The organism is Moorena sp. SIO4E2 (genome assembly GCF_010671945.1).
In the GTDB taxonomy this organism is placed as follows: domain Bacteria; phylum Cyanobacteriota; class Cyanobacteriia; order Cyanobacteriales; family Coleofasciculaceae; genus Moorena; species Moorena producens.
Map to the genome: position 1 here is coordinate 1 of NZ_JAAHIE010000107.1, position 17,877 is coordinate 17,877.

Consider the following 17,877-nt stretch of genomic DNA (forward strand, 5'->3'; position numbering starts at 1 on the left):
ACAAAGCGATCGCGCCAACGAGCAGGGGTGATCTTGGGTAGCGGACGATTTCTGCCAAAGTGGATCAAAATTTACCTATCCTACTCCCCATCAGAGTCTTCTCAAGACCAAGGCACGGTTCAAAATGCTGTTCAACTTGGACCGCTTCAAATAGTTCTCACCGGTCCTACGAAGTTTTATCCTAAGACCAATATCTTAGCTTTCGACTTTAGTCAAATCAGGATATCGTTATCTGGTCTAACACTTTATCAAGGTTACATTAAAGGTGGACAAGACCGGGAAACTAGGTTCTATGAGCAACCCTTAAAAGAACAAGCATTCTTCACCTACTTTTTAGTGGAAAACCGTTGCATTGCTGCTAGAGGTCGGGGAGGAGGTTTGGCTATTTGGAGCAAGTAAGCCCTAGCTGAGTTAGATCGGTTCATCAAAGGAACAGGTTTGTGCTATTGCCTGCTGTAATAGCAGACTATACTCTTGCTCATTTACCGTACAGGCACCAAACCGTTCTAGATGAGAATTCATCATCTGAGCATCAAACAGCAAAAAGTTTCGATGACGCAACCGTTCTACTAGCTTAACCATCGCTACCTTCGAGCCCTCCGGAATCCGATAAAACATCGATTCACCAATGAACGCTCCACCAATTACAATGCCCAAAATTCCTCCTGCTAGCTGATTTCCCTGCCAAGTTTCAAAGCTGTAGGCCCATCCAGCCTTATAAAATTGCCAATAAATTTCCTTTAGTTCTGGAGAAATCCAAGTAGTTTCACGGTCAGCACAACCAGTCATTACCCCTAAAAAGTCTCGGTTAATGCTGACACTAAACCGTTCCTGATTTAGGACACGACGCAGAGATTTAGGATAGCGAAACCGATCATCGAGAGGAATTATAGCACGTTTGCGGCTTGAGTACCAGCCTAAATTACCAGTATCATCTGCCATTAGGAAATAGCCTTGAGCATACCCTTGAATTAAGTAATCAATATCGATTTCCATTAACAGAACTGTGTAAGTAAGAACTAAATTAGTTAAGTAGAACTAAACGTAACATACTACCGGTTGAAACTTCTGTGAAAAAAAAATTGGCTTTAAAGAAATGAGGTTTATTACCTAGATAAAGGGGTGTAACTAAGTTAGTTTTAACAAACCCGGTTTTTTGACAAAGTTCTCCCCCGTCTGCCCAATCTTCCCACTCTTCCCCCTATTCCCTTTCCACTTTCCCTTTTCCCCTAATCGTGGCAAGCTGTTGATGATTCAAGGTTGATTGGCAACAAGGGGAGCATGTCACTTATGCAGAACATTTGTACTAAAGCCATAGCTCCCTAATGTGTTTTAGGTTGCTCTGATAGTATAGGGTACCGTTTAGGAATTGTGAGAATTTTTGATGCAATATTGCCAACTCCGTTCGCGTAGCGTGGCCTACGGCCTCAGCTCCCAACTCCGTTCGCGTAGCGTGGCCTACGGCCTCAGCTCCCAACTCCGTTCGCGTAGCGTGGCCTACGGCCTCAGCTCCCTGCTCCCTGTTCCCTATATAGTTCATTTGTTCTGCAAATTTGACCTGCTCCCGGCAACAAGTGCTGTATTGGTTCGGTTCCCCCCTACTGGAGAGATAAAGTCATGGTTACAAATTCTAATGTCAAACAGTTGCTCAAAATTTTAATCGGTGCCGCCTGGATAGACGGTAAAGTTCAGGCAGAGGAACGGGAATATCTGTATAAAGTCGCCAAGGAATATGGAGTTGCTGACGACCCAGAGATTAAACCGTTACTGTATGAACTCAAAGCTGTGTCAGCAGATGAATGCTACAGTTGGGTGGAAGAGTATTTAGGCGATCGCCCTAGTCCAGAAGACTATCAGCGCTTGATTGAAGCCCTCAGTGCTTTAATTTATAGTGATGGGCTGGTAGACACAGAAGAAGCGAAACTTCTGAATCGCTTGCAGTTACTCGACCCCAGCAGTCCATCTCAGCAGTCGAGTAGTCAAAAAGTACTCAAAGCAATTCAAAAAATTTACCGCCGGTGGATTAATAAGCAATTTACTGATTGATTACTGCGTCAGTAGATCAGTGGCTAAGTGCTGGGTAAGTCTTCAAAACTTCAGGACTTACCCAGCAACTCTAGCTCTAGGGTCACCCTGAGCACTCTCCTACTACACTCCACACGGGGTCAACTGGTCACCCCACCCCCTTGGGCTAATGTGACAATTTTTGATCTGGCAAGTGGTTGGCAACTCATGGAATGTTACTAGCGTCAAATTACTCAGATTGTGCCGAAATGATTGTTATTAAACAGGCGTAATCTGGTTTTTTATGCTTATTTTGAGCAAAAAAAACAATTTTATTGAACCTAGGAACATCTAGCATCTGATTGGTTCTATTTAATTAAGAACACATTAATTTAAGAGAATGCCTTCCATGCTTAACCTAAATCATTTTCAATCAGGAACTGCTGCTGTTTTAGCCCTTGGACTCACCGCCACCACCATGGCTCCCCTAGTCGCACCTGCTCCCTCCTTTGCCCAAAGCACTAACTTTATCGATGTTTCATCCAACTACTGGGCAAGTGAGTTTATTGGGGAATTGTCCCAGCGCGGTATTATTGCCGGATTTCCTGATGGCTCCTTCAGACCAAATGCACCAGTGACCCGCGCTCAGTTTGCGGCAATGCTGCGTAAAGCAAATCAAGATTTCAATAAACCCGCGATTCGCGGTGGCAACAGTTTCGTGGATGTTGCTTCCAACTACTGGGCAAATCCTGCCATTCAGGAAGCCTACCAAACCGGATTTCTAAGTGGTTACCCTGGTAATATCTTTAGACCTGAACAAAATATTCCCCGTGAACAAGTTTTAGTTGCCCTTTCTAATGGACTGAATTTCTCTTCCAGCGGTTCTACCTCAGAACTGGTCAGTTTCTACCGCGACGGCAGCCAAATTTCTAACTTTGCCCGTGCTCCCATCGCTGCTGCTACAGAAAATCGTTTGGTGGTTAATTATCCTAACGTTGCCTTTCTCAATCCGACTCGGAATGCAACTCGTGCAGAAGTTGCAGCTTTTATGTACCAAGCGCTGGTGGCAACAGAACAAGCCCCAGTGATTAGCTCCCAATACATTATCGATCCCAATCCAGCACCTGTAGCCTTCACAATTCCTGCAGGTACTTCTATTCCGGTTAAGTACAAAAAAGATAAAATTCTGCTCGCCCAAGAGGAAACTATTCCCCTAACCCTGACAGTGGATTTAAACATTACCACTGCTGATGAGGGCAAGTTGCTGATTCCTGCTGGTAGTGAAGTGGTTGGCGAACTGCGTGCGACAAAAGAGGGAGCTCAGTTTGTAGCTCAGCGGCTGTTGATCAATGGTGAAACCCTATCGTTTAATGCCACCTCTGAGGAAATTACCACCACTGAAACCATTCGCAAGGGTAGCAATCCAGGGAGTATCCTAAAAGATGCAGCAGTTGGTACCGCTGCCGCCGCTGCTATCTCTGCCGTTACCGGTGACCGTGCGATCGCTACAGAAGAAATCTTGATCGGAGTTAGTTCTGGCATCGCTTTAAATATCGGCAAACGTTTATTTGGTAGCAGCAGCGTTGACCTATTTGTGGTTGAACCAGAAACCGACTTACAGCTTACCATCGACTCTGACCTGGTGATTAGCAGTCAGTAACTACATATGTGGACAGTTAACTGTTGAGAGGATGATAGATTAACCAATCACAGCCAACCTCTCAACGTTGACACTCCCCGCCCTAAAAGAGCGAGGATTCTTAGTTCTACGACACGCCTTAAAATTAGCTATCCTGAAAGGCAATACTTAAGCCAAATACCCGTTTAAAAACCAAATATCGAGCCTAATTTAACTAACCCCAGTGGGCTGATCTCCCTAAGCGTTGGGAATTTCCCCGTTTCCGTGTGCCCCACGGTACGTTAAATATTTTGAAACTGTATTTTACTGGTGTTCGGTATCCGTTAAGATCCATGCGTATAGCGAGGTTTTTCGCGCCTCGTGTACTAGCATCGCAAAACGCTCGTTATTAAATAGGGCAGTACCGACGAATCCTGCCTGTGCTAGGCTACACAATTAAATATATTATACATTATTCCTGGAAAAGTCGCCCTAGAAGGGCACCTCAAGTAGCGTGGCCAAAGGCCAGGCTTGAAACCCATATTTTTGGTCAACAACAACTATCTACTGAGGGCTACTGAGCGTAAGTCAACCAAACGATAAAGGTTGTTCCCATCCTTGAGTTATCTTGACCATGACTAATGGATAATTCCCCATTTTCCTCAGTTGATAGTAGTTTGGCAGGACTAAAGACTTCAATATCACCCTGCATGTATGCCATGAGTTCTTTTGCGATCGCTAATCCTAAACCAGTGCCAGGGATAGGACCATTAGCTTGAACTCCCCGATAATGTCGCTCAAACAGATGGTCTAAGTCTTCTGGAGCAATACCTGGACCAGTATCACTAATTGCGATCGCTATGGCATTACCATGATCAAGCCATTGTCCAACACCAACTTGGATATCAATTTTTCCCCCAGCTGGAGTGTACTTCAAAGCATTGTCAATCAAATTACTCAACACTTCCCGTAAAGCCTTAGGATTGCCTTTCACCAAAGGTAAATCAGGGGCAATAGAGCAATGCAACTCCAAATTAGCCTCTTGAGTAATAGCGTCAGCAGATATAAGCAAGGGTTCTAAGACATCCTTGACCGCAAACAGTTGCAACGGAAGAGTTTTGTCCGTGAGTAGGGGAAATTCCCCTGGGGTGGAGTGTGGTTCGGAGTGACTAGTTGGGTAAATCTCCCCAAGATCATCTGATTCTGGGGATGAGCAAGCCTCAGCCGTAGCTACAGGCAAAGTTAAGGATGCTGTACCGGTTTGGTTCATGTCCAGGCAAGCATCAAACTGTTGCAGCAACTCCTGTAAGCGATCGCTTTCTCGTATAATGCTCGAAGCCACTGGATAGTTTTTATCTCCTGGTACCAGTCGCTTCAGCAGTAGCTTACCAAAGGTTCGTAAGGCCATCAGGGGATTACGAAATTGATGCAGCAGATCATCAAGCATATCCCGTTGTTTTGCCTGTAGACGTCTGTGCTGAGTCAACTGCTGCTCAAACCAACCTTGACGCTGTTCTATGACATATGCGATCGCTAAGGTTCTGGCAATGCTTTCCACACTTGCCTGTTCTGTGTGATTCCAAGGTCTATCATCACGAGCACTCACCAATAACCCCATCACTATCCCTTCATGGATTAGAGGTAAAACAATTTGGTGCTGCTGCTGTAGGGAATTTTCTGTCCAGTCAAAAGAGGTTGAACCCAAATCTTGATCTTGGTTATTTCCCTGAGGGAGTAGCCGAGGTAAGCTGCTGGATAATCGAGGAATCTGATCAATCTCACCTATTTTCTGTGGCAAAACCCAGTCAGGATCACTCATATCCCACACGGTACTTGTTTCCGGATAAACTACCACAGGAATTAGCTTTGCCTGATTTCCCTCAACGAATTCTTCCGTTAAATATACAGCACCACTAGCTGCTCCCAGTCCTTGGGTTAATAAAGCCACTTGGTTTCGACACAGGGAGACAAATTCTGAACTGAATCGAGTGAACATGAGCTATAGATGAGTGATCTGGGTTAATCCTACTCGAAGTTAAGCCACTATCAGCTTCCCTTCTATAAATGTCGAACCCCTTAAACAATTGACTATTATGCTTTAGTCAGCTTTAGTCATAGCGTGATAAGTCATAGCGTGATAAGTCATCAGTCATTAGACCTATGGCAAATATCCGTTACATCCGTTGCCCAATCACCTGATCACCCCATCACCTCATCACCTGATCAGTGTAATGCTCGGATGAGTTTAAGGCTATTTCTTCTAATTATATTTAATTTTTATTAAATAAATTAAATTTTTGTATGAATTTTCCGGAGGTCATCAGGAAACTGAAAATCCCCTAAAGTATTGCTGTCAAAGGTTTCAGCCGGTTTATTTAGTTCTATGACAAGAGCTTGATATTTCTCAAAAGACTCGATATAATTTCCAAGGCTTTTGTAACTATCTTTACAATTGCCAGCAAAAAGAGGAGGTAAAAAGGTTGGCAAGAAGACGTAAGCGTAAGAGTCGCCGCCGCCAAGAAGGGCGCAAGATACTTGAGCATGTACCTCAGTACAATCTAGAAAGTGGCGAGTATAAACCGGTTACAGCAGCACGGGCATACATTCGATCACAAGGGATAGTTCCACCTGCCCTACTACTGGTCAAACGTAACGAGCATACCACAGACCGTTATTTCTGGGCAGAAAAAGGGCTCTTCGGTGCCCAATATGTGGAAGAAAATCATTTTCTGTTTCCCAGTTTGCGATTAATCAACTCTCCCTTAAAGAAGGTAGGGGTTGCCGCTCGTAGCCGCTGAAACCTTACTGGTAATATTTATTGAAAGTGCTTTGACTTAGCCCTCCTCAAACTCTTTGGCTTGAGGAGGGCTAAGTATCTTGGTAAATTTACCTATTCTGGAAATTGATCTCGCTGATTATAGTTGGGGAGGATGTCAAACCCTGCTTGCTTACAGCAAGGGTTTTAGTTTCAGAGACTGTTGAAGTTGTATTAGTTCATCGCGATGGCCAGTGACTATAACCAAAGATTGCTCCGCAGTGGCTTGATCCCCAGGGGCTTGGGTAGACGCTGATTCTAATTTCAGAGATACCTGTTCGAGTCGCTCAGCTTTTTTCCAATAAAAAAGGCCCGCAGCGGGAGCTAGTGCCACTAGCCCCAAAAACACCTTAGTCAAAGTCGGAAACAAAATAGAGAGCACTAGAGATAAGCAGACTATACCACAGGCAGCTAAGACGGTTAAAAAGATAGCCAGAAACCAACTCGGTCGGACTATCCCCTGGAACGTGACTTGATTAGTGGCAGCATCCACCGCCGCCACCTGGTAGGCTCTTTGATCAAAATATTGCTTCAACTGATTTAGAAGCGATTCTTCTGTTTCTGGGGAAGCTAACTTGACTTGTTGTATTCGGTCTTTCACAGAGGCTCGAATAAAGAAAAACAAACCTACTGCCAATAAAAGGGTTAGCAAAAGTGTAGAAGCAAGAATAGTTGTATTCACTGAATATTAACGATAAAAATACACATCCTTTGCTACTACTTTACAATTTCTTAGACACACTTTGGTCAGGTTAGCTCCTCGGTACCCACTAGCTAGAGGCTGTAAGATGCTGGTGTGGGTAGATGGCTAGCAGCTAGCACGCCCTGAATTCACCTGAATTCACATCTGGGTAAGACAATGCATCACCTGACTTCTGGGATGCCACCAGGGTTTTCAAAGACAGCACCCTGGAAAAAATTGCTACTTCCCTACCTAACTGACTCAACAACAGACTGGTGGCAGGGAGTCCTTGGCTGAAATTTCCCCACGGTTGTTTCCTCAGCCATATAGTCATGCCAAAAACTGGCCAGTTCTATAGCTTTCTCCTGCCACTCTGGGCAGATTTGATACATCCGGCGTGGGCGTCCTCTTCCTTCTACTTTTTGCCAGTAGGCTGAAATTGCCTGTTTTTCTTCAAGAAACTTCAGTGCACTGTAGAGGACAGTATCTGAAAGTCGATAGGTGGGGTATTCTTGTTCCAGTTGTTGGATCAGTTGTGTTCCATAAGATTCTCCTTGCAACAACACCGATAGCACATAGCATACGGCTAATTCTTTATTGAGATAGTTGGGTGGAGGATCTTGGAAAAAGTTATAGATATCTTCGAATTTCATCTGCATATGTAGTTGGAATTCCCAGTTATTCTAGATGGGATTAGAGGGTTTTCTGGCAAATAATCATGGTTGGAGGCACCCTGGGAAATTCACGCGCGTTTTGCAGTGAGTTTTATTTAAACGACTCACCTTGGTAGGTACATCGCTATCACACTTTATAACTTAAAAATCTCTGGCGTAGGGTTTAAATATCTCCCTAATTTGATGAAAGTTTAATGAATTTTGGACTTAACACACCTAAAAAGTAAAGATCAACTTTAATAATTGCTCGAAACCGTTATCCAAAACTACCGACTATCAAGGGGAACATCGGGAAGGAAGACAAGACAGACGAGTAACACCAATTTCATTGATGCGACCTAGAGAGGATGATCGGGGATGGAAGGATGGGGGCATGGAGGGATTAATATATAGCAATCTTTGTGGGGGTGGGAGTAAGTGGGGGTTAGTGTAACACAAAAGTGAACCATTAATATTGCTCATCTCACATAGGACCCATTCAGGCAGGTTTTGTAGAAAATTAACGGTTCCCACAAGAAGTCCCTCAGGGCTTTATCTGCGATTTAGCTGGGGATGAATTGCGAGTGTGATCAATCCTTGTCACAATAAAGTTGGTTGCTGACCCCCCCGACCTACCACAAGGGTGTTTAGCTTCCAACCCAAGATTAGCCCTACGTCTTTTCGCGTTGCGGAGCGCGTGGTAGGCGGTTCAAAAGTGATTACTCAAGGGACACAGCCCCCATGCGAGAGATACCTGACAGTTCCATCCCACCAGCTCGTCAAAAAATTGCCCTAACCCTACGCAGATTCGGTTGGATTTCCTTCTGGACTCAGTTAATCCTAGGGGTTATTTCTACGCTGATTTTAGTGTTTGCAGGGTTTGCCCTTGCCAGCCCTCAACCTGACAATCAAGGGGGTCAAGGAATCGGCTTCGGTCTTTTTTTCGTAGTTTGTGGACTAGTGGCTTTAGGTATAGGCATTTATTTTGCCTACCGTTACACTGGCATCGCTAGTCGGCTGCTAGCTGCCAATGGGTCAGACATACCAAGCAAAGCTCAAACCCTTCAAACGATTAGGCTGGGCTTGATTGTCAGTTTAGTAGGAATGTTATTGACCATCATTGGCTCATTTGCAGTCATAGGCAGCCTTGTAGCCCTAGCTCTAGCTCAGCAACAAAGTCCAGTTGGGTTGGCTTGTAATGATGTTCCACCGATAGACCTGTTTGTTGTGCAGGCAAACATCAACACTATTTTTGCTAATTTTGTTGGCATAGCCATTTCCCTGTGGCTATTTAATCGAGTCAGTCGCTAGCCAACATACCCCACACCAGCTCACCAGCTCACCAGCCGACTCCCTACTCCCTACTCCCTCGGTGCGCTTGACCCGTAATTAAATTTGCTTGATTGTCGCACCGCTCCCTACTCCCAGGAGAAGTTAATTGCCGTTGGCAAGAAAACTGTGGCAAATTGGTGAAGTTAGATCGATGTTGCTCAGATGAGTACCGATCATGCGATCGCGTCATTTTAGTAAAGAAAATTCGTGCTTGACCTAAAGCAAATTCGGGAAAATCCACAAAAGGTTCAAGAACTACTCGACCGACGTAGTGTCAATCAATATGACCTACAACCTATTCTGGAACTGAATCAGCGTCAGCGGGAGCTGGAAACATCCCGCACCCAGTTGCAGGCTCGTAGTAATGAAATTGGTAAGCTGATTGGTCAAAAAATCAAATCGGGTAGTCCTCCACAAAGCCCAGAAATTCAGTCGCTCAAGGAAGAGGGTAACCAAATCAAAACTAAGTTGAGCGAACTGGAACCCAAAGAAAAAGACCTAAAAGACCAGCTGAACACCCTCTTGCTATCCCTCCCCAACTTGCCCTCCGAATCCACACCGATTGGCAAGAGTGAAGCCGAAAATGTGGAAGTCCATCGCTGGGGTGATGAGTACATTCCCAAGGATTTTCCGATTCTCCCCCATTGGGAAATTGGCGAAAAACTCGGCATTCTTAACTTTGAGCGAGGGGTGAAAATCGCTCAGAGTCGATTTGTGACATTGATCGGGGCTGGTGCTGCTTTGGAACGAGCACTAATCAACTTCATGCTTGACCAGCAAATTGCTGCTGGCTATACCGAAGTGATGCCACCGGTACTAATCAACAGTGAATCCCTAACCGCTACCGGTCAGTTGCCCAAGTTTGCCGAGGACAGCTTCAAGTGTTCTGATGATGATTTGTGGTTAGCACCCACAGCAGAAGTGCCATTGGTGAATCTCTACCGAGACGAAATCCTCGAAGCATCCCAACTTCCCATTAATCTCTGTGCCTTCACCCCCTGCTTTCGTCGGGAAGCGGGTAGCTATGGAAGGGATACCCGGGGTCTAATTCGACTACACCAGTTTAATAAAGTTGAACTAGTGAAAATTGTTGATCCGAGTACATCCTCCGAAGAACATCAGAAACTGCTTAAGAATGCTGAAGCGATCTTGGAAACCTTGAAATTACCCTACCGGACTGTAGAACTGTGTACAGGGGATATAGGTTTCTCAGCCGCTACAACCTATGACCTAGAAGTTTGGCTGCCTTCGCAAAGGACATATCGGGAGATTTCCAGTTGCTCCAATTGCTTTGATTTCCAGGCACGGCGGGGTAGGATTCGCTTCAAAGAGTCCGGCAAAAAAGGCACTCACTTTGTTCATACTCTCAATGGCTCAGGATTGGCAGTGGGGCGTACTATGTCAGCCATTCTGGAAAATTATCAGCAACCGGATGGAACGGTTAAGATCCCAGAGGCTTTACAGCCTTATATGGGGCGAGACGTCTTGTAATACCATCAGCCATCAGCCTAGAACCTAGAACCTAATTGCAATGCCTATACAATAGAAAAATGAAGTTAACATTACATTAAATAAATTCTTCACTTATATGTCAATTTTGGCGGCGATTGCAGTTTTGGCAGTCTTGATTCTTGTTCACGAGCTGGGTCATTTTATGGCAGCTCGTCTGCAAGGAATCTATGCCAATCGCTTTTCTCTTGGCTTTGGTCCAATTCTCTGGAAATATCAGGGTCCAGAAACTGAGTATGCAGTGCGAGCGATTCCCCTAGGGGGGTTTGTGGGTTTTCCTGATGATGACCCCGATAGCGATATTCCTCCCAATGACCCCAATTTGCTCCGCAACCGACCGATTCTAGACCGGGCAATTGTGATTAGTGCTGGTGTCATTGCTAACTTGGTCTTTGCTTACTTCCTGCTTGTGGCTCAGGTAGGAATGGTTGGCATCTCCCAATTCAACTACCAACCGGGTGTGGTAGTGCCTAAACTTGCCCCAGAAAGCAGTTTAGTGGCTACAGAAGCAGGCCTTAAACCAAGAGACATAATTCTCGCCGTAGATGGTCAAGAGTTGGAAGCAAACCCGGAAGGGATTACTTTCCTCATGAAAGCGATTCAAAATCATCCCAACCAGCCCCTGGAAATGCGGATACAGCGTCAAAAACAAACGCTACTGTTGAAGGTGATTCCGGAACCAGGGATAGATGGGAAAGGAAAAATTGGTGTACAACTGTCTCCCAATGGGGAGGAAGTGCGTAAGCGTGCTGGTAGTTTGCTGGAGGTATTCAGTCGTGGTGCCGAAGAATATCAACGCATTACAGTCTTAACCCTGGAAGGCTTTGGTCAGCTACTGAGTAATTTTGGCGAAACAGCGGAACAAGTATCCGGTCCAGTGGCAATTGTGGCGATTGGAGCCGATATTGCTCGTTCCAACGCTGTCAATCTTTTACAGTTTGCAGCTCTGATTAGTATCAATCTAGCGATTATTAATATCTTGCCTCTACCAGCCCTTGATGGTGGTCAGCTGGCTTTCTTACTGATTGAAGGACTTCGAGGTAAGCCCTTGCCCATGGAAGTACAGCAGAATATTATGCAAACTGGGCTAGTGCTGCTTCTGGGTTTAGGTGTCTTCTTGATTATTCGGGATACAGCTAACCTGGGTTGGGTACAAAACTTATTCCAGTGACCCGTGTTTGGTTGTTACAGGTTACAGGTTACAGGTTACAGGTTGCAGGTTACAGGTTACAGGTTGCAGGTTGTAGGTTACAGGTTGCAGGTTGTAGGTTACAGGTTGCAGGTTGTAGGTTACAGGTTACAGGTTACAGGTTACAGGTTACAGGTTGCAAGTTGTTACAGGTTGCAAGTTACAGGTTACAGGTTACAGGTTGCAGGTTACAGGTACAAAGATTTCTTGACCTAGGTTAGTTTACCCTGTTGGTTTTACTAGTGTAGCTTCAGAAGACATTGACCCTAAGATATTGTCAACCTTCAACCTTCCAACCTTCCAGCCTTCCAACCTTCCAACCTTCCAACCTTCCAACCTTCCAACCTTCCAACCTTCCAACCTTCCAACCCATGAGTATTAGCCGTAAATGGTCTGCCAAGCAGCAACGATCCCTAGAGATTCTAATTCGCCTGAAGCAACTCTATCCGGACGCCACCTGCACACTGAATTACGAAACGCCAGTACAGTTACTGGTGGCAACCATTCTTTCAGCTCAATGCACCGATGAACGTGTGAATCAGGTCACACCAGAGTTGTTTGGCCAGTTTCCTGATGCTGTTGCGATCGCTAGTGCTGATATCGAAGTCTTGGAAACTTTAGTGCGTTCTACTGGCTTTTATCGCAATAAGGCAAAAAATATTCAAGGTGCCTGCCGCATGATTGTTAAGGAATACGGTGGTCAGGTACCGAAACAAATGGACAAACTCCTCAAGTTGCCTGGAGTTGCTCGTAAAACCGCCAATGTCGTACTTGCCCATGCCTATGGTATTAACCAGGGAGTCACTGTAGATACTCACGTCAAGCGCCTCAGTCAGCGTTTAGGATTGACAAAACACAAAGATCCCATCAGGATTGAGCGAGATTTAATGGGGCTTTTGCCCCAGCAGGATTGGGAAAACTGGTCGATTCGGCTGATTTATCATGGTAGGGCAATTTGTAAAGCCCGAAAACCTGATTGTGATGCTTGTGTTTTGGCGGATTTATGTGCCAGTGCAGATCTGGCTGAGAAAACGACTACTACAACACAGAGCTGGAAAACTAACGCTACTGTACCAGCCTCTGATTAAGTTCATCGGATAAGATAAAAAGGCAGTGTCTTCTTTTAGATAGAGTTTCGAGAATTAATGGCTAAAAAATCAATGATTGAGCGCGAAAAAAAGCGCAAAAAAATGGTAGAGAAGTACGCAGCTAAGCGGGAGGCGCTCAAGGAAGAGTTTAAAAATGCTGCGACTCAACGAGAAAGGTTAGAGATCCACCGGAAAATACAACAGCTCCCCCGCAACAGCGCCCCCTGCCGTGTGCGGAACCGTTGTTGGGTTACAGGGCGTCCTCGGGGTTACTACCGAGACTTTGGACTATCTCGCCATGTTTTGCGGGAATGGGCGCACCAAGGTCTATTGCCAGGTGTGGTTAAATCAAGCTGGTAGGTTAACTGGTTGCAGGTTTTAGGTTGCAGGTTACAGGTTGCAGGTTAACAGGTTGCAGGGTAGAAGATTTTCTGACTTACCGTAGTCTACCCTTCGGGTTTTCCTACTGAAGAGGAGCATAGCTACTCTCCCTTGAGCTTAAACCGACCCTTGCATGACGCTCTGGAAACTTTCAACCTTGGCCTTGCGGCCACGCTACGCAAACAAACCTGAAACCTGAAACCTCTACTGGCCACAACAGCGATCAATGCCAAGACTTTCTAAGAGTAGGTCACTGACAGCGTTAGCGATCGCAAATTCCCCGTAAAAACTTTCTCGAAAGTCAAACGCCTGCATTTCTGTAACAATAGCAATCACAAGTGAACCCAAATCATTTTCTCCCTCCATCCGTTGACGGACGAAAATCTGGGCGGCGCGTTGTGCAATCGTTTGATTAATTGCTTCTGGGAGAAACTCTTGATCTAGCCATTGCGCAAGAGTTTCTCGTAACCATTCACCTTCCTGCTGAGGATTTGCAGCCGGTGGCAGAGTAATCGCTGGAATTGGTTTCGGTTTAGCCATAAATAAGGTTTAATGACGGCTAAGCTAAATAGTTTTCTGTTGACCTTTGATTCTATGATACTGTCAACACTCAACACTTAACACTCAAGACTCAACACTCAACACTCAACACTTCATACTCAACACTCATACCAAGTTGGATTCAAAGATAGTCGATTGCTTGGATAGGGAGATAGGGAGATTGGGAAATTGGGAGATTGGGAGATTGGGGGTAGAGAAAGTTTTACCTTTGACCGCAACTTAGTATCAATACTAAACAAACTGATCCTGCTATTAAAGAGCAAATAGTCTCTTGACTCGCTTGCGAACCCAAACTAGAAGATTTTTGTCATCTTCTGCCGCATCCAACAAACCCATTTTCCGCATCTGTTTTTGTCGCTCAGCTAATTCTTCCTGATGCTTGCCTAATTCCTGGACAATAATCTCCGATAGATCTGGATAGTCCTTCAATAGTTGTTTAAAACCTTTATTGTTAATTACAAATAGTAGTGACTCTTCTAACCCTCTAACTGATGCTGTTCTTGGTACGCCTAACATTAACGAAAGTTCGCCAAAAAATTGACCGGCCTGAAGATTATTGAGAGTTTTGTTAATCCTCTCTACAAAGACTTCGACAGAACCAGCTAGGATAATATAAAACGCATCTCCAGGGTCGCCTTCATGAAATAAAATCTCTGAGGCACGTAAGCGCTTTCGGTATCCAATTTCAATTAATTGCCTTAGTTCTAATTCAGTAAAATTTTTAAAATAATCGACCTGCCGCAGTAAGTCACGTAACGCTAAAGGTCTAGGTGTTTTAACTTTGAATGGCTGCTGAGTTGATTGTCCAATATTTTCTTCAATAGTTTCAATATTTTCGCGGTGAATGTCTCTCGCCATCAGGGCTTCAGGGTTGCGCAGCCAAAAATCCCTTTGAGGGAAAGGAATTGAGAGTCCCTGCTGACGTAAATTATATTCAATAATAAAATTCAAAGAACTTCTTATAAAAGGTTCTTGATCAATTCGATTGACCCATACCCGAAGTTCAAAGTTTAAAGAACTATCACCAAACCCTTTAAAAAGAACTCTAGGTGTCGGCTCAGATAAGACGGATGGTTCTAAATAAGCAGATTTTAACAGGACTTCTGTCACTAATACTGGGTCACTATCGTAAGCGACTCCTACAGGTATGTGTATACGGGCTTTATAGCTGTCAAAAGTCCAGTTAAGCATTCGGTTTTCCACCAAATGAGAGTTAGGAACTACTACATCTCCACCCTCCCTTGTCCGGATGATTGTAGACCGCATGGAGACTTCTTTAACATATCCGGATAACCCATCAAATTCAATGAAATCACCAACTCTTATTGTTCGTTCTAAGAGTAATGTCACACCACTGATAAAGTTTTTAGTTATATCCTGTAGTCCAAAACCAATTCCAACCCCTAAGCCACCAGCAATAACGGCTAATGAACCCAATTCAAAGTGATTATTCAGAACAATTACAATGCCTAATATTCCAAATGCGTAACTGATGATTGTAGCGATAACTGCTCGATTAGCTTCGTCAATCCCCATTTGGGGAAGTAGCTCTTGTTTTAGAAAGTTTTTTAGGGTACTAGCCAGAAAAATTACTATCATTAAAGACAGTACTAGCTGTATTATTAATTTAATAGATACTTTAGTATTACCTACTTCAAAAATGGTTAACTTAATTAGATCTAAACCACCTATAAAATATATAATATATACCAATACGATTAAAATTGCATAACTAATTATTTTAGATAAAAATTCTCTTTTATTTGGATCATTAACTAGCTTATTAAGCAGTTTATAATTCAGGAATTTTTTGAAATCTTGAATTATAAATTTAGCAATTAAAAATAAAAAGATTAATTGAAGTATGGTGAAAATAGATACAGGCACTTCTCCTAGTTGGAAGAGAGATTTTTTTAAGAATTTTGGAACTAATTGATCAAGAGGCATAAATAACTGCTTTTCAGCTATGAATCTATATTTATACCACTTAATTTTAGTATTATTTTAGGATTCAGATCTCAGAGTTGCTATTTACCACTTTTCCAGCTGGCAACTCCTAGACCAGTTAAATTCGTTGAACGAGCTACCATGAAGCGCTTTGAGCAACACAACTACTTTTGAGTCAGGCACAAGTAAAAAACCTGACAACAAACCTGACAACAAAGCCTAAAAAGCCATTGCCACACTGACACAATCACTAATCACTACACTAATCAGTACTCAGTACTAGCTTCAAGTTAGCTTCAGAGATTATTACATATTATACCATGTTTGACAATGATGTGACGGTATCTGTCAAATGTAATCATACCACGGTTATGGAGTTCTCCTAGAGTTTTAGTTACTGTGACCCGAGAGGTGCCGATGGCATTAGCTAGATTCTGATGGGTCATGCGCACACTCAAGCGAGTGCCCTCGGGAACTGGCTCCCCCATTTCCTGTTTCAACAAGAATAATAACTGCTGCAAGCGGTCTTCTACTCGGCGCAGTCCAGCGATCGCTAAAAGTGCTTCTGTCTGTTGTATCCTGTGACCTAGCTGATTCAATAGGGAATGAGATAGATGAGGGCACGCTTCCAATTCAATCATCGAAAACCATTTAAGATGCACTTCGGATAAAGCTTGAGCCTGATAGGTGTCTAGAGCAGCCAACCCAATCCGGAAAGAGGTATCGGGCAATGCCCAACCTAGTAGCACTTCCTCTCCATCAAGGTTAATTTTACTGAGTTGAACAATACCTTGACAGACTTGCCAGATCCCAGGTGCAATCAAAGGAATCATTTCCCCCTTTGAATACCAACGCAGCCGCTGTCGCTGTTTTTGTCCGTCTTGGGATATTCCGTGAAAGGCCTTTTGGATTAGAGGCATTGTTTATAAGTTCTGTAGCTTCTAAAGCTCTATTAAACGCTCTTGATAATGGGTAGGCAAAATAGTTTTGGTTTACCGTTGACTGTTTACCGTCCAGGGTTGACCGTACCATATACTTAAGAGTAAACAGTCAACAGCCAGCATCCTAACTTGATTTCTCCCTACTTAGCTTATATTTCTTCTTAACTGACATCAAAAACCTATACCAGGCTTGTGCTGGTTGGTCGTAAAATGTGAAGATATCCCCATAAGCAACTGTTGCATCCTGATGATGAAGCCAATGCTTTTCTGGAGTAGTAATGCACAAGAAGTTGCAAAGGCGCTCTAGGGTCTGGGGAGTTTTCCACTCCATCACAGAAACATGCCTCCAGATCACATGAAGCTCACCCAAGACTAGTCCCAAGATAGTTCCTAGAGGAGAAATCTGCCAGAACCAAGGCACAAACATCAAATAAGGAAAGGCACCTGCGAAACCATCAAGGATTACCAGGGGGTTCTTAGTTAATACAGCATAGTGAATGAAGCTACGATTCTTACTATGGTGTACTATGGCATGGAATTTACCAAAAATGTGCTCAGGGACATGGTACACAAAAGTAGAAAGAAAATCCCCAAGTAGTAGCTGCACTAAAGCAACCAATAATATCTTAATGATAAACACATCTAACTCCTCTTCGTATGCGCTGATCTTAGTCAACAAACGTTAAGGTTTGTCAAAGAAGAGGTTAAACTTAAATTTATTATTTATTGAAGGTATGCTACTCTAGCAATTCTAAATCATTCTTGGACAATAATCGTTATATTATCTAATAGTTTCAATTAAGCCAATGTTTGAAAATTATGACTTATGACTTCTAGTTTTTCAACTTCATCTAAGTTGTACCACTCCTGAACGACGCGCTACGCTATATAATTTGAATTACTGAATTAATTGATATCCCTTTGCGGTTAATAGTTAATAGTTAATTGTCCCTTAACAATTAAGGAACAACTTTCAATGCTCATTAGTCAAACGAACAGGATATCAATCTGTCTATATATGAGCTATAATTGAATCCAATATCAAGCAGTTTTTTGATTAAAAACCATACTAACTTTAACTAGGGCTTGCTAATTTAATTAGCCATAATTTTAATTAGCTAAATCAAGTCTGTATGGACTTCTCGTTTTAAAAATTA

Annotated in this window: 18 protein-coding genes; 9 read left to right on the forward strand and 9 right to left on the reverse strand. The window is 43.6% G+C overall.

Going from position 1 to position 17,877, the window contains the following annotated elements; all coding sequences use genetic code 11:
• On the forward strand, positions 1-399 hold a 399-nt coding region (locus tag F6K37_RS13970), incomplete at its 5' end, for a hypothetical protein (RefSeq protein ID WP_287250816.1).
• A gap of 12 nt (positions 400-411) precedes the next feature.
• Here F6K37_RS13970 and aat read toward each other — a convergent pair.
• Both aat and F6K37_RS13980 read right to left on the reverse strand, forming a co-directional pair.
• On the reverse strand, positions 412-996 hold the full coding sequence (gene aat / locus F6K37_RS13975) for a leucyl/phenylalanyl-tRNA--protein transferase (RefSeq protein WP_008178584.1): 585 nt from the start codon (positions 994-996) through the stop codon (positions 412-414).
• Positions 997-1,306: 310 nt separating this feature from the next.
• Positions 1,307-1,540: a hypothetical protein gene (locus F6K37_RS13980; protein ID WP_287250818.1), complete on the reverse strand. Its 234-nt coding sequence runs from the start codon at positions 1,538-1,540 to the stop codon at positions 1,307-1,309.
• A 77-nt stretch (positions 1,541-1,617) separates the two neighbouring features.
• Between F6K37_RS13980 and F6K37_RS13985 the strand changes: the two genes are divergently transcribed.
• Entirely contained in the window at positions 1,618-2,046 is a 429-nt protein-coding gene (locus tag F6K37_RS13985) for a tellurite resistance TerB family protein (protein ID WP_008178579.1), read from the forward strand.
• Positions 2,047-2,413: 367 nt separating this feature from the next.
• Positions 2,414-3,664: an S-layer homology domain-containing protein gene (locus F6K37_RS13990; RefSeq protein WP_287250820.1), complete on the forward strand. Its 1,251-nt coding sequence runs from the start codon at positions 2,414-2,416 to the stop codon at positions 3,662-3,664.
• A 532-nt stretch (positions 3,665-4,196) separates the two neighbouring features.
• Here the strand turns inward: F6K37_RS13990 and F6K37_RS13995 are convergent.
• A complete protein-coding gene (locus F6K37_RS13995) occupies positions 4,197-5,618 on the reverse strand; it encodes a GAF domain-containing sensor histidine kinase (RefSeq protein WP_287250821.1) in 1,422 nt (473 codons plus the stop codon).
• A gap of 484 nt (positions 5,619-6,102) precedes the next feature.
• Between F6K37_RS13995 and F6K37_RS14000 the strand changes: the two genes are divergently transcribed.
• On the forward strand, positions 6,103-6,420 hold the full coding sequence (locus tag F6K37_RS14000; protein WP_008178570.1) for a DUF3155 domain-containing protein: 318 nt from the start codon (positions 6,103-6,105) through the stop codon (positions 6,418-6,420).
• 150 nt (positions 6,421-6,570) lie between these two features.
• Here the strand turns inward: F6K37_RS14000 and F6K37_RS14005 are convergent, their stop codons facing one another.
• Together F6K37_RS14005 and F6K37_RS14010 are read right to left on the reverse strand one after the other, a co-directional pair.
• Positions 6,571-7,119: a cofactor assembly of complex C subunit B gene (locus F6K37_RS14005; RefSeq protein WP_008178567.1), complete on the reverse strand. Its 549-nt coding sequence runs from the start codon at positions 7,117-7,119 to the stop codon at positions 6,571-6,573.
• Between the two features lie 248 nt (positions 7,120-7,367).
• Positions 7,368-7,772 carry a PadR family transcriptional regulator gene (locus F6K37_RS14010; protein ID WP_081431986.1) on the reverse strand — a complete coding sequence of 135 codons (405 nt, stop codon included), beginning with the start codon at positions 7,770-7,772 and terminating at the stop codon, positions 7,368-7,370.
• Between the two features lie 741 nt (positions 7,773-8,513).
• On the opposite strand from F6K37_RS14010, the gene F6K37_RS14015 reads away from it, so the two are divergent.
• The 5 genes from F6K37_RS14015 to rpsN all read left to right on the forward strand — a co-directional run bounded on the left by F6K37_RS14015 (position 8,514) and on the right by rpsN (position 13,250).
• Positions 8,514-9,083, forward strand: a complete 570-nt coding sequence (locus tag F6K37_RS14015; protein ID WP_008178563.1) for a DUF3611 family protein — start codon at positions 8,514-8,516, stop codon at positions 9,081-9,083.
• A 228-nt stretch (positions 9,084-9,311) separates the two neighbouring features.
• Positions 9,312-10,595: a serine--tRNA ligase gene (gene serS / locus F6K37_RS14020; protein ID WP_287250825.1), complete on the forward strand. Its 1,284-nt coding sequence runs from the start codon at positions 9,312-9,314 to the stop codon at positions 10,593-10,595.
• Positions 10,596-10,692: 97 nt separating this feature from the next.
• Positions 10,693-11,784, forward strand: coding sequence for an RIP metalloprotease RseP (rseP, locus tag F6K37_RS14025; RefSeq protein WP_287250826.1), 1,092 nt, complete (start codon positions 10,693-10,695; stop codon positions 11,782-11,784).
• Positions 11,785-12,173: 389 nt separating this feature from the next.
• Entirely contained in the window at positions 12,174-12,890 is a 717-nt protein-coding gene (gene nth / locus F6K37_RS14030) for an endonuclease III (protein WP_287250831.1), read from the forward strand.
• A gap of 57 nt (positions 12,891-12,947) precedes the next feature.
• Positions 12,948-13,250 carry a 30S ribosomal protein S14 gene (rpsN, locus tag F6K37_RS14035; RefSeq protein WP_008178551.1) on the forward strand — a complete coding sequence of 101 codons (303 nt, stop codon included), beginning with the start codon at positions 12,948-12,950 and terminating at the stop codon, positions 13,248-13,250.
• Between the two features lie 225 nt (positions 13,251-13,475).
• On the opposite strand, the gene F6K37_RS14040 is transcribed toward rpsN, so the two are convergent.
• From F6K37_RS14040 to F6K37_RS14055, 4 genes are all read right to left on the reverse strand, one after another.
• Positions 13,476-13,811, reverse strand: coding sequence for a DUF8822 family protein (locus F6K37_RS14040; RefSeq protein WP_008178549.1), 336 nt, complete (start codon positions 13,809-13,811; stop codon positions 13,476-13,478).
• Between the two features lie 273 nt (positions 13,812-14,084).
• Positions 14,085-15,779, reverse strand: a complete 1,695-nt coding sequence (locus tag F6K37_RS14045) for a cyclic nucleotide-binding domain-containing protein (RefSeq protein WP_008178547.1) — start codon at positions 15,777-15,779, stop codon at positions 14,085-14,087.
• Positions 15,780-16,075: 296 nt separating this feature from the next.
• The gene (locus tag F6K37_RS14050; RefSeq protein WP_287250829.1) at positions 16,076-16,699 is read right to left on the reverse strand and encodes a Crp/Fnr family transcriptional regulator; all 624 of its coding nucleotides are present in this window, start codon (positions 16,697-16,699) and stop codon (positions 16,076-16,078) included.
• A gap of 145 nt (positions 16,700-16,844) precedes the next feature.
• The gene (locus F6K37_RS14055) at positions 16,845-17,396 is read right to left on the reverse strand and encodes a sterol desaturase family protein (RefSeq protein WP_008178542.1); all 552 of its coding nucleotides are present in this window, start codon (positions 17,394-17,396) and stop codon (positions 16,845-16,847) included.
• Positions 17,397-17,877 lie beyond the last annotated feature (481 nt).